16 protein-coding genes are annotated in these 16,813 nt (G+C 67.8%); 6 read left to right on the forward strand and 10 right to left on the reverse strand.

Annotated features, from left to right (window positions below):
- The first annotated feature begins 30 nt into the window (after positions 1-30).
- A complete protein-coding gene (locus DIE02_RS27600; RefSeq protein ID WP_124524332.1) occupies positions 31-750 on the forward strand; it encodes a response regulator transcription factor in 720 nt (239 codons plus the stop codon).
- Positions 750-2,243, forward strand: coding sequence for a HAMP domain-containing sensor histidine kinase (locus DIE02_RS27605; RefSeq protein WP_124529861.1), 1,494 nt, complete (start codon positions 750-752; stop codon positions 2,241-2,243). The genes DIE02_RS27600 and DIE02_RS27605 overlap by 1 nt, the downstream gene beginning before the upstream one ends.
- A 191-nt stretch (positions 2,244-2,434) precedes the next feature.
- Here the strand turns inward: DIE02_RS27605 and DIE02_RS27610 are convergent, their stop codons facing one another.
- Positions 2,435-2,824 (reverse strand): hypothetical protein, encoded by a 390-nt coding sequence (locus tag DIE02_RS27610; RefSeq protein ID WP_124529863.1) that lies wholly within the window; start codon positions 2,822-2,824, stop codon positions 2,435-2,437.
- Between the two features lie 145 nt (positions 2,825-2,969).
- Positions 2,970-4,070 (reverse strand): AraC family transcriptional regulator, encoded by a 1,101-nt coding sequence (locus DIE02_RS27615; protein ID WP_124529864.1) that lies wholly within the window; start codon positions 4,068-4,070, stop codon positions 2,970-2,972.
- 321 nt (positions 4,071-4,391) lie between these two features.
- On the opposite strand from DIE02_RS27615, the gene DIE02_RS27620 reads away from it, so the two are divergent.
- Positions 4,392-6,026 carry an AMP-binding protein gene (locus DIE02_RS27620; protein ID WP_124529866.1) on the forward strand — a complete coding sequence of 545 codons (1,635 nt, stop codon included), beginning with the start codon at positions 4,392-4,394 and terminating at the stop codon, positions 6,024-6,026.
- Positions 6,026-7,258 (forward strand): AraC family transcriptional regulator, encoded by a 1,233-nt coding sequence (locus DIE02_RS27625; protein ID WP_260439268.1) that lies wholly within the window; start codon positions 6,026-6,028, stop codon positions 7,256-7,258. The genes DIE02_RS27620 and DIE02_RS27625 overlap by 1 nt, the downstream gene beginning before the upstream one ends.
- A gap of 264 nt (positions 7,259-7,522) precedes the next feature.
- Here the strand turns inward: DIE02_RS27625 and DIE02_RS27630 are convergent, their stop codons facing one another.
- From DIE02_RS27630 to DIE02_RS27665, 8 genes are all read right to left on the reverse strand, one after another.
- On the reverse strand, positions 7,523-8,755 hold the full coding sequence (locus tag DIE02_RS27630) for an MFS transporter (protein ID WP_124529870.1): 1,233 nt from the start codon (positions 8,753-8,755) through the stop codon (positions 7,523-7,525).
- 136 nt (positions 8,756-8,891) lie between these two features.
- Positions 8,892-10,319, reverse strand: a complete 1,428-nt coding sequence (locus DIE02_RS27635) for an MFS transporter (RefSeq protein WP_124489188.1) — start codon at positions 10,317-10,319, stop codon at positions 8,892-8,894.
- Positions 10,320-10,520: 201 nt separating this feature from the next.
- Positions 10,521-10,964, reverse strand: coding sequence for a type II 3-dehydroquinate dehydratase (aroQ, locus tag DIE02_RS27640; protein WP_044848489.1), 444 nt, complete (start codon positions 10,962-10,964; stop codon positions 10,521-10,523).
- A 19-nt stretch (positions 10,965-10,983) separates the two neighbouring features.
- Positions 10,984-11,817, reverse strand: a complete 834-nt coding sequence (gene aroE, locus DIE02_RS27645) for a shikimate dehydrogenase (protein ID WP_124523946.1) — start codon at positions 11,815-11,817, stop codon at positions 10,984-10,986.
- Positions 11,817-13,037: a CaiB/BaiF CoA-transferase family protein gene (locus DIE02_RS27650; RefSeq protein ID WP_124523928.1), complete on the reverse strand. Its 1,221-nt coding sequence runs from the start codon at positions 13,035-13,037 to the stop codon at positions 11,817-11,819. The genes aroE and DIE02_RS27650 overlap by 1 nt, the downstream gene beginning before the upstream one ends.
- Entirely contained in the window at positions 13,037-13,495 is a 459-nt protein-coding gene (locus tag DIE02_RS27655; protein ID WP_124529872.1) for a MaoC family dehydratase, read from the reverse strand. The genes DIE02_RS27650 and DIE02_RS27655 overlap by 1 nt, the downstream gene beginning before the upstream one ends.
- Before the next feature lie 2 nt (positions 13,496-13,497).
- Positions 13,498-13,890 (reverse strand): VOC family protein, encoded by a 393-nt coding sequence (locus DIE02_RS27660; protein WP_124529874.1) that lies wholly within the window; start codon positions 13,888-13,890, stop codon positions 13,498-13,500.
- Positions 13,887-14,837 carry a ketopantoate reductase family protein gene (locus tag DIE02_RS27665; RefSeq protein ID WP_124523931.1) on the reverse strand — a complete coding sequence of 317 codons (951 nt, stop codon included), beginning with the start codon at positions 14,835-14,837 and terminating at the stop codon, positions 13,887-13,889. Before DIE02_RS27665 ends, DIE02_RS27660 begins: the two co-directional genes overlap by 4 nt.
- Before the next feature lie 132 nt (positions 14,838-14,969).
- Here DIE02_RS27665 and DIE02_RS27670 point away from each other — a divergent pair, with 132 nt between their 5' ends.
- Both DIE02_RS27670 and DIE02_RS27675 read left to right on the forward strand, forming a co-directional pair.
- On the forward strand, positions 14,970-15,890 hold the full coding sequence (locus tag DIE02_RS27670) for a LysR family transcriptional regulator (RefSeq protein WP_044848491.1): 921 nt from the start codon (positions 14,970-14,972) through the stop codon (positions 15,888-15,890).
- A gap of 227 nt (positions 15,891-16,117) precedes the next feature.
- Positions 16,118-16,798 (forward strand): hypothetical protein, encoded by a 681-nt coding sequence (locus DIE02_RS27675; RefSeq protein ID WP_124529876.1) that lies wholly within the window; start codon positions 16,118-16,120, stop codon positions 16,796-16,798.
- Positions 16,799-16,813 lie beyond the last annotated feature (15 nt).

Genomic DNA, 16,813 nt, shown 5'->3' on the forward strand with positions numbered 1-16,813 from the left:
GAAGACCGCCGCCTCCGTGCCGCCGCCGCCATGGACCACCCCAAACGCATCCTGATCGTCGAAGACGACGCCGACATCGCCGACGTGCTGAGCCTGCACCTGCGCGACGAGCGCTACGAAGTCGTGCACAGCGCGGACGGCACGGAAGGGCTGCGCCTGCTCGAACAGGGCAACTGGGACGCGCTGATCCTCGACCTGATGCTGCCCGGCGTCGACGGCCTGGAAATCTGCCGGCGCGCGCGCGCGATGACGCGCTACACGCCGATCATCATCACCAGCGCGCGTTCGAGCGAGGTGCACCGGATCCTCGGCCTCGAACTCGGCGCCGACGATTACCTGGCGAAGCCGTTCTCGGTGCTCGAACTCGTCGCGCGGGTCAAGGCGCTGCTGCGGCGCGTCGACGCGCTCGCGCGCGATTCGCGGATCGACGCCGGCACGCTCGACGTCGCCGGGCTGTCGATCGACCCGATCGCGCGGGAAGCCGCCGTCGACGGCACGCGCATCGACCTCACGCCGCGCGAGTTCGACCTGCTGTATTTCTTCGCGCGGCATCCGGGCAAGGTGTTCTCGCGGATGGACCTGCTCAATGCCGTGTGGGGCTATCAGCACGAAGGCTACGAACACACGGTGAACACCCACATCAACCGGCTGCGCGCGAAGATCGAGGCCGATCCGGCCGAGCCCGTGCGGATCCTCACCGTGTGGGGGCGCGGCTACAAGCTCGCCGCGCCGGACCAGCGGGACACGTGATGAAGCTGACCCTCACCCAGCGGCTGTCGCTCGTGTTCTCGATCCTGCTGCTCGCGTGCTCGGGTGCGTCGGCGTGGCTGCAGATCCGCGCGAACGACATGCGCGAGAAGGAAGTCGTGCAGGGCCTGTCGCGCGATCTCGCCGCGCACATCGCCGGCAGCACGCCGCTGATGGACGCGAATGGGCTGCGCCCGGACGCCGTGCGCACGCTGTTCGGCCAGTTGATGGGCGTGAACCCGAGCGTCGAGGTGTACCTGCTCGACAACGCGGGGCGCATCAAGGGCGACGACGCGCCGCCCGGCCACGTGAAGCGCGAGCGCGTCGATCTCGCGCCGGTGCAGCGCTTCATCGCGGGCGAGCCGCTGCCGATCCTCGGCGACGATCCGCGCAGCCCCGACGCGCGCAAGGTGTTCAGCGCCGCGCCGCTGCAGCGCGCAGGGCAGCCGCCGTCCGGCTATATCTACGTGGTGCTGCTCGGCGAAGCGCACGACCGGCTGGCCGCGCGCGTCGACGCCGGCAACGTGCTGCGCACGACGCTGTGGTCGATGGCGGTCGTCGCGCTGCTCGGCCTGCTCGCGGGCCTGATCGCGTTCAGCTTCATCACGCGCCCGCTGCGCCGGCTGACCGACGCGATGCGCCGCTTCGACGCGAACGCCGCGCCCGATGCGCAGCCGCCGGTGCCGCGCTCGCCACCGGGGCGACGCGGCGACGAGATCGCGGTGCTCGAATCCGCGTTCGCGCAGATGGCCGACCGGATCGGCGACCAGTGGCGCGCGCTGACGCGCCAGGACCAGCAGCGGCGCGAACTGATCACGAACATCTCGCACGACCTGCGCACGCCGCTGACGTCGCTGCACGGCTATCTGGAGACGCTGTCGCTGAAGTCCGACACGCTCGCCGAACCCGAGCGTCGCCGCTACCTGTCGATCGCGCTCGCGCAGAGTTCGAAGGTCGGCCGGCTCGCGCAGGCGCTGTTCGAGCTCGCGCGGCTCGAGTCGGGCGGCGTGCAGGCCGAGCGCGAGCCGTTCTCGCTCGTCGATCTCGTGCAGGACGTATTCCAGAAGTTCGAACTCGCCGCGCAGTCGCGCGGCATCGCGCTGCATGCGCGGATCCCGCCGCGCGTGCCGGTCGTGTCGGCCGATCTCGGGATGATCGAGCGCGTGCTGACCAACCTGCTCGACAACGCATTGCGGCACACGCCGCAGCACGGCGAGGTCGAGGTCACGCTGACGCCGCTCGACGATCGCGTGGTGGTGACCGTGTCGGATACCGGCGAAGGGATTCCGCCGGCGCGGCGCGAAGGGCTGTTCCGGCGGCCGCAGCGGCCGATCAGCGGCGGCGCGGCGACGAGCGGCGGGCTCGGGCTGCTGATCGTGCACCGGATGCTGGCGCTCAACGGCAGCGGCATCCGGCTCGTCGATCGGGACGGGCGCGGTGCGGTGTTCGAGTTTGCGCTGGCGGTGGCGAATCCGGCGGCGGGTGAGGCGCGGTGAAGCTGACGGAAGCCGACTGAAGCCGACCCGCGCCGTTGGCGCGATTTCCGCCCGAATGCATGCGCGGAAATCGCGGCGGGCTGCCCCCGGCTCGTCGGTCGTCCGTGGCTTCGGGCGATGTCGCGATTTCAGCATCAGGATGTCACGCTGAAAGCGCTCGGTGCCGAGTGCTGCCGTGCGAGTCGCCAGCGTCAAGGCATCCTGAGCAATCGCTCGAATTCCGCCGGTATGGCCTCGAACTTGTTCACGCCGTCTGGCGGCCACGAATCGGGGCTGCAATCGCCGAGATCCACTTGGGATGGCGTCGCGGCGGGCCGGTAGCCGCGCAGGGTCAACGGCAAGTCGGTGCCGTCGCAGCGCAGGCGTGCAAGCAAGACGCCGGTACGCTTGTTCACCACCGCAGCCTCCCAGCATTCATCGGCACAGCCGCGCGACTGGTAGACGAGCTTCTCGCCTGGATGGGTCCACTTCAGTTCGAACGGCCCGGAAGTCTGCGCATGCGCGGATGCGCAGACGAGCAGCCAGGCAACAGACTTGACGCCACCGAGAAGTGCCAGGCGACGGCTATGCAACGGTTTCATGATTCGCCCTGTTCAACGCGCAAGATCGGCACGGCGGCTGGCGAAAGCGCGCCTTCTTTCGGCTGAAAAAAGGAACACGGTCGGTTTGCGCTGCCTCGGTGACGACTTCACCGATCCTGGTCCACGTCACCGGCGGTGCTCGCCGTCACCCGCCACGCTTGCGCCGCACCTCGCTCGGCGTCGTGCCGGTCCAGCGCTTGAACGCGTGGCGGAACCCCACCGCGTCGCTGAAGCCGAGCGTCAGCGCGATGTCCTCGGTGCTGAGCGTGGTGGTGCTCAGGTAATCGATCGCGAGCGCCTTGCGCACACTGGTCAGCAGTTCGCTGTACGACGAGCCTTCGGCGTCGAGCTTGCGGCGCAGCGTGCGCGACGTCATGCACAGGGTATCGGCGATCGCGTCGATGTCCGGAAACTGCCCGGGCGTGCGCGTGAGTTCCTGGTAGACGCGCCGCGTGACGCCGGCCTGGCCGCGCAACTCGTCGAGCAGGCGCGCGCAGTGCGACGACACCTGCGCGGCGGTGATCGGGTTCGCGAGCTGCGGTGCGCGCGCGAGCCACGCGGCCGGGTAGCTCAACGCATGGTGCGGCTGGTCGAACGCGATCGGGCATTCGAGCGCATCGGCGAGCTGCGCCGCGTGCGCCGGCTCCGGCTGCGCGAACTGCGCGCGGGCCGGCACGCACCACGCGCCCATCACGTCCTTGATGATCGTCACGTGCAGCGCGAACTGCATGTCGATCAGGAAGCGGTACAGCGGCAGGTCCGGCCCGGGCAGCGCGGCTTCGTGCGGATCCGGGAACAGCCACGACGCGGTGTCGCCCTGTTCGACCCAGCGGATCGCGAGCATCCCGTTGGCCAGCTGGTGATATTTGACGGCGGAATCGAACACATGCGCGAGCGATTCCGAGCACAGCATCGCGTAGCCGTACATCCCGTAGCTCGACGCATGCAGCCGGCGGCCGACCTGCACGCCGAGATCGGTGCCGTCGTAGCGGCCGATCGCGTTGCGCGCGGCGGTCAGGAACTGCAGCGGCGACGTGAGCGTGAACGGGTCGGCGACGGCGTCCGGCGCCAGGCCGGTGCCGTCGAGCACCGCGGCCGGGTCGAGGCCGAGTTCCTGCGCGACGCCGACGAGCACGGCCAGCTTGGCCGGCGAGAAGCGTTTCTCGCGCGACGCGGGGGCAAGCGGCGCGTCCGGCGGCGGGGCGGCGCCGGCGGCCGTCGGGGTCAAGAGCGCACTGCGCGGCATGGCTGGTTCTGCGTCCGATTCGATACCGTTCCGGGTTCGCGATTCTGCGCCGGAACGCGCGGGCGCGCCATAGGGTTCACCCTGATGCGTACGGGCTTGCACGGTCCGGCAAGGGCAAACCGTCGCGCGAGCGCACGCCGCGGCTGGTCGCTCGCCGCGCGTCCGCGTGTCCGTTTCGATCATCTTTTCGACCGCCCGGATCATTTTCAAAGCGCTGTTGGCGCGCGATAGTTCCCGGTCAGGCGACGGCCCATGCGCATCCGGTGCGCGGGCCGCCGTGCGAACGGCGCTGCCCGGTGCCGTCCCCCGAGGAGCAGGACAATGACGAAGAGACACTGGATCGGCTCGTACGGCTCGATCCCCGCCGAGATCGACCCCGATCTCTTTCCTTCAGTAACCGCGCTGCTGGACGACGCGATGCGCCGCTTCGCCGAGCGTCCCGCGTTCCGCGCGCTCGGCCGCACGCTGACCTACGCCGACGTCGACCGCCTGTCGGCCGCGCTCGCCGCGTACCTGCAGCAGGTCGTCGGCGTGCGCAAGGGCGACCGCGTGGCCGTGATGCTGCCGAACGTGCTCGCGTTTCCGGTGGCGACCGTCGCGCTCGCGCGGCTCGGCGCGATCCAGGTCAACGTGAACCCGTTCTATACCGCGCACGAACTCGAGCACCAGCTCAACGACGCGGGCGTCGAAGCGGCCGTGGTGTGCGGCGGCTCGATGGGCACGTTCGCCGACGTGGTCGGCAAGACGCGCATCCGGACCGTGCTGGGCGTGGGCCGCGGCGATCTCGGTGTCGTCGATGCGCCGGCCGGCGCGTGCGACGCGTTGCCGCCGGGCTCGATCCCGCTCGCGGATGCACTGGCCGCCGGCGCATCGCTCGCATTCGAGCCGGTCGCGCTCGGCGGCGCCGATCTGCTGCTGCTGCAATACACGGGCGGCACGACCGGGCTGTCGAAGGGCGCCGCGCTGTCGCACCGCAACCTGGTCGCGAACATCGAGCAGTTCGCGGCGATCGTGTCGGGCGCACGGCAGCCGGGCGAGGAGGTCGTCGTCACGGCGATCCCGCTGTATCACATCTTCGCGCTGACGGTGAACTTCCTGTCCTACTTCGCGATCGGCGCGGAGAACTGGCTCGTCGCGAATCCGCGCGACATGGACGGCTTCATCGACGTGCTGAAGGCCGCGCGGCCGACGGTGTTCGTCGGCGTCAACACGCTGTACGCGGGGCTCGCCGGCCATCCGCGGCTGAAGGAGGTCGACTGGTCGCGGCTGAAGCTGTCGGCCGGCGGCGGCGCGGCGGTGATCGACGTGATCTCCGCGCGCTGGAAGGCCGTGACGGGCAACTTCATCCGCGAAGGGTACGGGCTGTCGGAAACGTCGCCGGTGGTCACCTTCAACCCGCAGTCGATCGACGCGTTTACCGGCACGACCGGCCTGCCGTTGCCGTCGACCGACGTGAAGCTGCTCGACGACCAGGATCGCGAGGTCGCGATCGGCGAAGCGGGCGAGATCTGCGTGCTGGGGCCGCAGGTGATGGGCGGCTACTGGCAGAAGCCGGACGCGAATGCGGCGGCGTTCACCGCGGACGGCTACTTCCGCACCGGCGACATCGGCGTGTTCGACGCGGCCGGCTTCCTGAAGATCGTCGACCGCAAGAAGGACATGATCATCGTGTCGGGCTTCAACGTGTACCCGAACGAGGTGGAAGCGGTTGCCACCGCGCTGCCGGGCGTGGCCGAATGCGCGTGCATCGGCGTGCCGGATGCGCGCACCGGCGAGGCCGTGAAGCTGTTCGTGGTGCTCGCGCCGGACGCGGCCGTGACCGAAGCGGAGCTCGTCGCGCATTGCCGCGCGAACCTCGCGGCGTACAAGGTGCCGAAGCTGATCCGCCTGGTCGAGCGGCTGCCGAAGTCGACGGTCGGCAAGATCCTGCGCCGGGAACTCAGCCGCGTCGACTGATGGCGCCGACGCGTCGCGCGCCCGGCGGCGCGCGGGCCGGCGCGCCGAAAGCCGAGAAAGCCGAGAAAGCCGAGAAAGCCCCAAAAGCCCCAAAAGCCCCAAAAGCCCCAAAAGCCCCAAAAGCCCCAAAAGCCCGGCCCGGGCCGCTCAAGTACAATGCGAGCGGTTCGACCGACGGGGACGCGATGACCGGTTCAGACTCACCTTCCGCCCGGCCCGGGCAGGCGCTGCCGTCGCCGAGCGCGACGGTGCCGATTTCGCTCGTCAACGGCTTTCTGGCGAGCGCGGGCGCGCAGCGCGACGTGGTCGAGCGTTACCTGCGCGGGGCCGGCATCCCGCTCGAGCTGCTCGGCGAGCCGCACGCGCGCGTGACGGAAGAGCAGTTCTCGACGCTGTACCGCACGCTCGCGATCGACCTCGACGACGAGATGCCCGGCATCTTCTCGCGCCCGCTGCGCGGCGGCACGCTGAAGTACCTGTGCCTGAGCCTGCTCGATGCGCGCAACCTCGAAACGGCGCTGCACCGTTTCGGCCAGTTCTTCCATATCCTGCTCGACGACTTCTTCGTCGAATCGAAGCGCGATGGCCTCGTCGCGCAGGTGCTGCTGCGGCCGAACCCGGCCGTCGGCCCGATCGGCGCGCTCGGCCAGGAACTGATGCTCAAGCTCGTGCACGGCGTGTGTTCCTGGCTGATCGGGCAGAAGATCCCGCTGCTGCGGATCGAGTTCGCGTGCCCGCGGCCGCGCCATGCGGTCGAGCACCTGTACTTCTTCACCGGCTCCGTGCAGTTCGACTGCGAACGCACGCTGATGCGCTTCAGCGCCGACTACCTCGACGCGCCGATCCGGCAGAGCAAGCGCAACCTGCGCAAGTTCCTCGCGCGCGCGCCCGGCGACTGGATCTTCGAATCGTTCAGCGAACAGCTCGTGTGCCATCGCGTGCGGCAATACCTGTCGGCGGCGCTGCCCGACCTGCCGGTGATCGAGCAGGCGGCCGAGGATCTGCATTGTTCGGTGCGCACGCTGAGCCGCCATCTGGCCTCGGAAGGCACGACGTTCCAGGCGCTCAAGGACGAACTGCGGCGCGACATCGCGATCCAGCGGCTCACCGACACGCTCGACACGATCGCGGCGATCGGCGCCGATATCGGTTTCGACGATCCGAGCGCGTTCCATCGCGCGTTCCGCCACTGGACGGGGAGTACGCCGGGGACTTACCGGCGGCGCGCGTAGCGCGGGTCGTTTAAACCCGGTTTCGATCCCGCTCCCATAACCGGCATCCTTCGCGCGCTCCCATGGACGGCTCCCCGTCGCCAGGCTTCAGCATGCGTGCGGTGTGTCGTTTTGCTTTTCGTATCGGCAATAGCGCATCGCGAAGATTCTCCACATCGCGTCGTTCGAGGTCACGAGCTGGCGGCGTCACATCGCGCGCGACGCATTCGACGGACGGGGCGAGCGAATCGGCCGCGCGCTTCACACGCAAGCACGGCGGCCCGGTCAGCTGCTCGAACTCGCCGATACGCCGGATTGCCTGCCGACCGAAATCGTGTGGATGATTCTCGGCAGCCACGCAAACGCGATCGTGACCAGCGTCACGCCGACGACGAGCATCGGCACCACCATCGGCCACGCGCCCAGTTGATAGCGCGGATCGGTGAAGACCGCTGCCGTCTGTCCCACGCTGAAAGCGAAGAACATCATGACGAAGCCGGACCACGATACCGCGCGGCCCGCCAGATGAGGCAGGCTGCTGACCGCCCCTGCCTGCCCGCAGGGCTGATGGATGCCGTGGCCGAGGCAATACACGCCATGCCCGAGGAGCAGCGGCCAGATGCTTCCGGGAAGCAGCGCACACCCCAATGCCTGAATCACCGCGCCGGTGAGGCTCAACGTTGCGCCTTGTCGCACCGTTCGCAGCATGCTCTGCCGTCGCAGCAACAGGCGGCAGCCATACGTACTCAGCACATAGACGAACGTACCGCTCGCCGGTATCCAGCCATATCGCTGGGGCGACAGGCCGAGATGCCGGATGTAGATCGCGGGCGAGAGCAAGAGAAAGCAGAACATGCCGGTGTACGTCGAGGCGGCCAGCAGCGCCCATACCCTGAACGTGGCATTGCCGAATATCTCGCGCACGTCGCGGATCGAGCCCCGGCTCGAAGCGACTCGGGTGAAGCTTTCCTCGAAGCCGTACCAGCACATGACGAGCAGCCCGAACGCATACAGGCTCATCCCCGCGAGCACCCATCGCCATCCGGCCTGCTGCGTGACATACGCACCGAGAATCGGCGCGAGGAACGCCATCATCCCCATTCCCATGAAACCGCGCGCCATCACGTACGGGCCGTCGGCTGCCGAATACCGGTCGCGCACGGTTGCGCGCGCGCATACCAGGATCGCGGCCATCGCAAAGCCCTGCATCGCGCGAGCGGCGACCAGCATCGCCGCGCTCGACGCGAGCGCAGCCGCGAGCGCTGCCAGCGTATAGAGCGCAAGGCCGCCCAGCAGCACGGGGCGGCGGCCGTACCGGTCGGCAAGACTGCCCATCGGCAATTGCCCGATACCGAATATCAATGCGAAAACCGTCAGGCTGACACTGGCGGACCCCAGCGTGGCGGCGATTTCAGGCAGCGCCGGCAGGTAACTGTCGGTCGCCACCGGCTGTGCCGCCAGCAGGAGCGGCAACATGAGCGCGAAGTTCAGGCGGGCAGGGCGCGTGGTGTCCGGCATGACGGTTTTCGGCACGGTATCAGGCATCGGGTGAAGACAGCGGCAACGCATGTGCGCTCTGCCGGCGAGGGTGCAGCAGCAAGCCGGAAATACCCGGCGGACGAGGCGCCGGACACGACGCCCCGTCGAGCGCCGGCTAGCTGCCCAGCGATCCCGGCACGTGTTCGTGCACGACGCGATGGCGCGCCATTGCAGCGACGCGCAGCCGGTCGTATTCTGCCTTGTCGACCGGTCGAGCGTTCGCTTGCCCCAGGTCGTTCATATGGACACGATGGGTCTCGCGTGCGCTCGCGGCTGCGAGCGACGCAATCACGGTGATGCCGAACGCGATCCCGCCGACGATCAGCCACACGTGGTGTGCGCCGGGCGGCGCGACCGCCGTGAACAGCGCGGGCAGCATCGCCGTGGCCGCGGTGCCGAGGTTCTGCGCGATCGCCATCGCGGAGACGCGCGTGCGGGTCGGGAAGAGTTCCGGGTAAAAGCACGGAAATACCGCGTTGTAGCCCTGGTACACGACCCCCCACATGAGCATCGACATCGCGAATGCGAGCGGCACGTTGCGGATGCTGATCGCATACAGGTAGGCGAACGCGAGCAGGCCGGCCGCCAGCGCGCCGACGATGATCGGCGGCCGGCGTCCGACCTTGTCGGACAGGTTGCCGACGAACGGAATCACGATCATCGCAACGATATTGCCCATCACCGTGATCCAGAGATAGATGTCTTTCTGGAAGCCGATGCCATACGCCGGCTGGACCGCATAGGCTGCGCCGAAGATCGTGGCGACGACCGGAATCACGTTCATCATCGACATGCAGGCCACGCGCACCATGTCGGGAAAGTGATGCCGGAAAGCGTCGGCGACGGGCGAGCCGGCTTGCGCCTGGTTGCGTACCGCTTCATCGAAGGCCGGCGACTCGTCGACCTGGCGGCGAATGATCAAACCCGCAACGATGACGAGCGCGCTCAGCAGGAACGGAATGCGCCAGCCCCAGCTGTCGAATTGCGCGGACGGCATGTAGTAGGCGAGCGGCAGGAACACGGCGGCGGCCAGCACCTGGCCCGCCTGCACGCCCTGCAGCGTGAAGCTGACGAAGTATCCGCGCCGACCGAACGGCGCGTGTTCCAGGATCATCGAGCTCGCGCCGGTGATCTCGCCGGCCACGGCGAAACCTTGCAGCAGGCGAAGCGTCACCAGCAAGGCCGGCGCGATCAGCCCGGCTTGCTGATAGGTCGGCAGCAGGCCGACGCCGACGGTCGAGATGCCCATCAGGAACATGCAGAACAGCAGGACGGTTTTGCGTCCGCGCGTGTCGCCGAGATGGCCGAGCACGAACGCGCCGATCGGGCGCGACACGTAGCCGACACCGTAAGTGGCCAGCGACGCGATGATGGCGGTCGTGGGGCTGCCGTGCGGAAAGAAGATCTGCGGGAAGATCAGCGCCGATGCCGTGGCGTAGATGAAGAAATCGTAGTATTCGAGCACCGAGCCGATCCAGCCGCTGATGGCGGCTTTTCTCGATTGGTGCCTGCCGCGAGGCTCGTCTCGCAAGGTCGTGGTCATCGTCGTCTCCAGATATTGATATGTGTGCCGGGCAACGCGGGTGATGCGGGGAGTCGTCACTGCCCGATGTGGCGACTCCGGTGTGTGACCTGACCGGGCCCCGTCGATCCGACGCACGGCGAACCAGCGCGGTGCGCCACGCCGTGCACCCGGCAACGGTTGCGCATGGGCGCCGCATCGGCGGCCGATGCGGGAATCGGCCTATGCGTCGCCGAGCGCCGAGACCGCGGCCCTCAGCGCCAGCAGATAGCTCTGGACTCCGAAACCGCAAATCTGCCCGCTGACGATTTCAGCCAGCACGGAGTGATGCCGGAACGGCTCGCGCGCATGAATGTTGGACATGTGCAGTTCGACGATCGGGCACGTGAGGATGGCGAGGGCATCGCGAATGCCGTAGCTGTAATGCGTCCATGCCCCGGCGTTGATCAGCACCGCGTCCTGGCGTTCCTCGAAGGCGCGATGAATGCGCTCGCACATCGCGCCTTCGCTGTTCGTCTGGAACGATTCCACCTGTACACCCAGTTCGCTCGCCAGCCCTTGCAGCCGCGCATCGATCTGCGCGAGCGTGATCGTCCCGTACTGTGCCGGGTCGCGCTTGCCGAACATGTTGTGATTGATGCCATGCAGCATCAGGATCTTCTTCATGCGAATCTCCATCGCCTGTTCAATCAAAGGGCACGGCCAGCCGATCGATCACCGAGCTGGTCTCCGGGCGTACGCCGCGCCACCACGCGAACGCTTCGGCTGCCTGTTCGACCAGCATGCCGACGCCGTCCGCAATGCCGTGTACGCCGGCGTTTTTCGCGAGCCGGAGAAACGGCGTCAGACGCTTGCCGTAGGCAAGTTCGTACGCCGTGCCGGCCGGACTGAACACGCTGGGCGGAACCGGCGGCAGGTCGCCGGTCAGGCTCGCCGACGTCGCATTGACGACCAGGTCGAAACGCCCCATCCGTGCGAGGTCCGCGTAGCCGCCGGCAACGAGCGGCCCGCGTCCGGCGACCTGCGCGACCAATGCGCGCGCCTTGTCGACGTCGCGATTCGCGATGACCAGTTCAGCCGGTCCGGCTTCGAGGAACGGCAACAGCGCGCCGCGTGCCGCGCCGCCCGCACCGAGCACCAGGACACGCTTGCCGGCCATCGGCAGCCTGAGGTTCGCCTCGATATCGCGAACCAGGCCGATGCCGTCGAAGTTGTCGGCCAGGATGCGGCCGCCGTCGAACTTGAGCGCGTTGGCCGCGCCCGCGAGCTGCGCCCGCTCGCTGCGTTCGTCCGACATCGCGAACGCGTCGAGCTTGAACGGCGCGGTGACGTTGATGCCCTTGCCGCCGCCGTCGAAAAACGCACGGACCGTGGCAGCGAAAGCGCCTGCCGGCTCGACGGGCCCCTCGATCGCCGTATAGCTGAGGTCCTGCCGCGTTTCCTGCGCGAAGAGGCCGTGGATCAACGGGGATTTCGTGTGCCCGATCGGATTGCCGATCACCGCGTACTGGTCGGTCATCATTGGCTCGCTTTTGAATAGAGGACGCCGTCGGCCTGCATCGCGTCGATTTCGGCCGCATCGAAGCCGAGGGCGCGCGCGACTTCCGCGTTGTGCTGCCCGAGATCGGGCGCGACGTCGCGTATCGTCGTATCGCAATCGGAAAACCGGAACGGCAGGTTGGGCAGGCGCAGCGTCCCGTAGCGCGGATGCTGTTGCTCGACGACCATGCCTCGCGCCTGGATCTGCGGATCGTTCAATACCTCGTCGATGCGCTGCACCTTCGCGCACGGAACGTCGATGCCGTCGAGCAGTTCCAGTACCGACGCGACGGAACGCGCGGCCACCCACGGCTCGACCACCGACAGAATCTCCGCGCGGTGCGCGTTGCGCCCGGTGCTGTCGTGAAACCGCGTGTCGGCGCCGAACTCCGCCGGGCCGCCGTGCGTCGCGATCAGCTCGGCGAAGCGTTTCCACGCATCGTCGACCTGCGCGGCGATCACGAGATCGCCGTCCGCGGCACGGAATACGCCGTAGAGCGTCGAGGTCGGCATGTCGTGCCCGGTCTGCTCGGGCAGCACGCCCTGCAGCGTGTAGCACTGCACCGCGTATTCGTGCATCGATACCAGCGTGTCGTACAGCGCCATGTCGATGTGCTGCCCGCGGCCGCTCTTCACGCGCCCCAGCAGCGCGGCGTTGATGGCCGCGACCGCATGAATGCCGGTATACATGTCGCCGAGCGAGATGCGCAGCAGCGGCGGCCGTTCGCCGGGCGTGCCGACCATCTGCATGATGCCGCTCTTGGCTTCCGCGATCAGCCCGAAGCCTGCGCGATGCGCATCGGGACCGGTGTGCCCGTACGCCGAAATCGAACAGTAGACGAGGCCCGGATTGCGCGCCGACAGTTCGGCATAGCCGAGCCCGAGCTTGTCCAGCGCGCCCGGCCGATAGTTCTCGATGAACACGTCGGCCGAGTCGCACAGCCGCTGCATGAACGCCTTGCCGCGCGCGTCCTTCATGTTGACGCTCACGCCGCGCTTGCCCATGTTGAGCTGCAGGAAGTAGCCGCTTTGCTGGTCGTCGAGCACGGTCGCGTGCTGGCGTCCCGCGTCGCCCGAGCCGGGGCGCTCGACCTTGATGACTTCGGCGCCGAGCGCCGCGAGACAGCGCCCGACGTACGGCCCGGCAAGGAAGTGGCTGTAGTCGACGACGCGAATGCCTTCGAGTGGGCGAGCCTGCATCACAGTGCCTCCGGGCGGCGCGGCACCATCAGGCGATGCTCGCCGCGTTGAACGACCTGACCGTCCTGATTGATCAGCTCCGACGGCAGCACGACGATGCCCCAGTCCGGGCGACTCTTGCTCGGCCGCATCGAGCCGACGCGGAACGTCACGTGCAGCACGTCGCCGACCTTGATCGGCAGCAGGAAATCCCAGCTCCAGCCGAGCGACATGCCCGGCAGAAAGCGATAGTCGCTCTGCGTCTTCAGGCCGTCGGCGATGGACAGGCCGAACAGGCCGTGCGCGACGAGGCAGCCGAAATGGCTCGCGTTCGCGTATTCCTCGTCCACGTGGACGGGCGTATGGTCGCCGGTGAGGTCGGCGTACGCGAGAATGCGCTCCTTGGTCACGGTGTAGCTCGGGCTCGTGCACGTGTCGCCCTCGCGGGCGTCGTCCCAGTATTTTTCGACGATCGTCATGGTCATGCCTCCGCGCGCGGGTTGATCGCCAGCGCCTGCGCAACGCAGGAAGCCGGCCTGGCCTGGATCAGTTCGACGGCGAGCCCGTCGGGCAGGCGAAGCCAGTTGCGCCCTTGCGGCATTTCCGTCACGCCGAAGCGTTGCGCCGCGGTCAGCGCGGCCTCCAGGTCTTCGCACATCACGCCGAGATGCGCGAGCCGGCCTTCCGGGCCATCGTGTTCCGGCGCGTGGATGAACTGCAGGCCGCCGAGCGTCCAGTACTGCCGCGGCGCGTCGAGCGTGCCGTCCACTTCGCGCAGGGTCATGCCGAGCACGTCCTCGAAGAAGCGGATGTGCCAGCGGATGTCCTTGACCCAGATCGCGACGTGTTCGAGATAGGCTTTCGTGGCATTCATGCGGCGGCCTCCTGCCGTTGGCGGTCGGCCATCGCGCGTTCCAGCCCCTTGATGCAGGCGACGAGCGTTGCATTGACCGGGGTCGGCACGCCGTAGCGCTGCCCCCAGCGCACCACCGAACCGTTGATGAAATCGATTTCGGTGATCGAGCCCTTCTCCAGGCTTTGCAGCATCGACGTCTTGAAGGACGCGGGCAGCCCCTCGGCGGCGAGCGTCCAGGCCTGCTCGGGATCGGTCATCGACAGCTTGACGCCGGCCGCCTGCGCCGCCGCGATCGCCTCGGCGACGGCCGCGAGCGACGTCGCTTTCAGCAGCGGTTCGTCGTAAAGCTGCCCGTAGGTGAGGCCGGTCAGGCCGGTCAGCGCACCCGTCGCGACGTTCACCAGCAGCTTGTCCCACATCGTGCCGACGATGTTGTCGCTGATCGTCGTGGCGAGGCCGGCGGCATCGAACGCGGCGGCGATCGCCTGCACCCGCGGCGTGATGCGGCCGTCGAGTTCGCCGATATAGGTGTATTTGCCGATCACGCCGGATTCGATGTGGCCCGCGCCGCGCAGCACGCCACCGACGTAGGTCTTGCCCGCGAGGACGCGCTCGCGGCCGACGACGTCGATCAGGATGTCCTCGTGTCCGAGGCCGTTCTGCAGCGACAGCACGGCGGTATCCGGCCCCACCAGCGATTGGGCGCCGCGGATGGCCGCGTCGGTGTGGAACGACTTGACCAGCACCACCACCAGGTCGGCCACGCCGACATCGGCAGCCTGGGTCGTCGCGTGGACGCGTACGTGGCGGGTACCGGCCGCGTCGTCGACGCGCAGGCCGTCACGGCGCATCGCATCGACGTGTGCCGGCGAGCGGTCGATCAGCCAGGTCTCGTGGCCGCCTTGGGTGAGGGTGGCGCCGATCGCGCAGCCCAGTGCGCCGGCGCCCAGAATTGCTATTTTCAATGGCTTCTCCTTTGTCGACCAGAGTTGGCGCTTTGGCGCCTTACTCTGGTCCCATGCAAAACTGACGTATGGCATCACGATAGGAGTCGCCGCTCATGCCGACAATGCAATGGATACAATGTCGTCATTGCCATGGACAATAACGCCACGATGCCTGCCGACCTGCCCGACCTGAAGCTGCTTCAGCTTTTCGATCTCCTGTACGACGTGCGCAGCGTCACGCGCGTCGCCGAGCAACTGGGCCAGAGCCAGCCGACGGTCAGCATCTGGCTCGGGCACTTGCGGGAACACCTGCACGATCCGCTCTTCATCCGGACACCCGGCGGCATGGCGCCCACGCCGCAAGCCGACGCGCTGATCGGGCCATGCCGGGAAATTCTCGAATCCCTGCGGCGCTTCACCGCATGGGAGATCGCGTTCGATCCGGCGACGGCCCAGCGACGCTTTCGCATCTGCATGACCGACGCGAGCCACATCACGCTGCTTCCGAGGCTGCTGGCCCATGTCCGGGCGCAGGCGCCCGGCGTCCGGCTGGAAGCCGCGCGGATCGACGGCAATACGGAACGCGCGCTCGAATCCGGCGAAGCCGATCTCGCGATCGGCTATGTGCCGTGGCTGGGTGGCGGCATTTATCAGCAGAAGCTGTACGACCAGGACTGGGTATGCCTGGCCAACCGGCATCATCCGCGGATTCGCGGCCGCCTCGGGGCGAAGCAGTATCGTTCCGAAGGACATGTCGCCATCACCGCGGGAACCGGGGCGCAACTCCTCGAACAGGCGCTGCGGCAGGCGCGCATCGAGCGGGACGTCGTGCTGGAGTTGCCGGGTTTCCTGGGCTTGGGTGCGATCGTCCAGACGACCGACCTGATCACGACGCTACCGCGTCATATCGGCCAGACACTGGCCCAGGCGAGCGATCTGGCGGTTCATGCGTGTCCGATCCCGGTCGACGGGTTCGCGGTACGGCAGCATTGGCATGCGCGATATCACCATGAGGCCGGCAACCGCTGGCTGCGCGGCGTCGTGATTCAGCTGTTCGGTGCATCGCACTGACTTGCGGGTTCGGCGGTCGTGATGGCCGGCGGACCGGCTGGCGCTCGATTGGATGCGAAACGTCCGGCAAGGAGTGTTTTTCGACGTTTTACGTCGAGGTTCGGCGCGGTTGAGATTTTTTCAGTCGCATCGAGGCGATATGATTTCTCCAGCCCCAACACCGTCGGCCGATCCATGAAGCGCGCCAGCATCGCTGCGACGCGGCCCAGCAAGCACAAGAGAGTCGTATGCCGGACACGCCAATCGTCATCGTCGAACACGCCCGCAGGCGAGCCGCTCAAGTCCGGGCCGGCGACGTCCCCGCCGCCTTGCAGGGTGGTCCCAAATGGGTGTGCAGGATCGTCCCGGATCATGCACCGAGGTCCTGCGAAGGGCACCGATCCGCCGCAGGCACGGCTGAAACGCTCGGCCGACTGAAGCCCGCGAACGTCGCGTTGACGGACCCTGTCCCGAGCGCCGGCGGCTGGCTGGCGCGCTCGTCGACCGACGGAGCCGGCCGGTGTCGCGCCTATGCGCATCTCGGTGCGAACCGGATCCTCGAGATGGTCGGCATGCCGGGCGTCGGCCCATGGTTCGACGAGCGCGACACCTGGTGGCCCGGCGCGTACGAGTTGCCGCTGCTCGAACAGTTGTCCGCGAAGGAGTCGCCTCTGCGCGACCTGCTGGGTGCGACTGCACCCGCCCATCTGCTGATGAGCCTGACCGAAGTCGACGGCACCGCACTCGTGACCGAATCGGACGATGGCATCGAGCGTCCGTTCCGAATTCCCGCGGGTGTGGATACGATCCATTTCGCGCCTGTATGTATCTGCGGGCCGGCGGCGCAGTGGCGCGAAACGCTCGTCACCGCGTTCGACCGTGTCCGGCATCTGGTCGGGCTCAGATCGGCCCGCCCTTTCTATCTTTGACGCAAGCCCCCGTTC

Source organism: Burkholderia sp. Bp8991, assembly GCF_003853795.1.
GTDB lineage: Bacteria > Pseudomonadota > Gammaproteobacteria > Burkholderiales > Burkholderiaceae > Burkholderia.

Bases quoted from the DNA above. Each gene is read 5' to 3' on its own strand.
- DIE02_RS27600 (WP_124524332.1), top strand. From the start codon at position 31: ATGGACCACCCCAAACGCATCCTGATCGTCGAAGACGACGCCGACATC.
- DIE02_RS27605 (WP_124529861.1), top strand. From the start codon at position 750: ATGAAGCTGACCCTCACCCAGCGGCTGTCGCTCGTGTTCTCGATCCTG.
- DIE02_RS27610 (WP_124529863.1), bottom strand. From the start codon at position 2,824: ATGAAACCGTTGCATAGCCGTCGCCTGGCACTTCTCGGTGGCGTCAAG.
- DIE02_RS27615 (WP_124529864.1), bottom strand. From the start codon at position 4,070: ATGCCGCGCAGTGCGCTCTTGACCCCGACGGCCGCCGGCGCCGCCCCG.
- DIE02_RS27620 (WP_124529866.1), top strand. From the start codon at position 4,392: ATGACGAAGAGACACTGGATCGGCTCGTACGGCTCGATCCCCGCCGAG.
- DIE02_RS27625 (WP_260439268.1), top strand. From the start codon at position 6,026: ATGGCGCCGACGCGTCGCGCGCCCGGCGGCGCGCGGGCCGGCGCGCCG.
- DIE02_RS27630 (WP_124529870.1), bottom strand. From the start codon at position 8,755: ATGCCGGACACCACGCGCCCTGCCCGCCTGAACTTCGCGCTCATGTTG.
- DIE02_RS27635 (WP_124489188.1), bottom strand. From the start codon at position 10,319: ATGACCACGACCTTGCGAGACGAGCCTCGCGGCAGGCACCAATCGAGA.
- aroQ (WP_044848489.1), bottom strand. From the start codon at position 10,964: ATGAAGAAGATCCTGATGCTGCATGGCATCAATCACAACATGTTCGGC.
- aroE (WP_124523946.1), bottom strand. From the start codon at position 11,817: ATGACCGACCAGTACGCGGTGATCGGCAATCCGATCGGGCACACGAAA.
- DIE02_RS27650 (WP_124523928.1), bottom strand. From the start codon at position 13,037: ATGCAGGCTCGCCCACTCGAAGGCATTCGCGTCGTCGACTACAGCCAC.
- DIE02_RS27655 (WP_124529872.1), bottom strand. From the start codon at position 13,495: ATGACGATCGTCGAAAAATACTGGGACGACGCCCGCGAGGGCGACACG.
- DIE02_RS27660 (WP_124529874.1), bottom strand. From the start codon at position 13,890: ATGAATGCCACGAAAGCCTATCTCGAACACGTCGCGATCTGGGTCAAG.
- DIE02_RS27670 (WP_044848491.1), top strand. From the start codon at position 14,970: ATGGACAATAACGCCACGATGCCTGCCGACCTGCCCGACCTGAAGCTG.
- DIE02_RS27675 (WP_124529876.1), top strand. From the start codon at position 16,118: ATGCCGGACACGCCAATCGTCATCGTCGAACACGCCCGCAGGCGAGCC.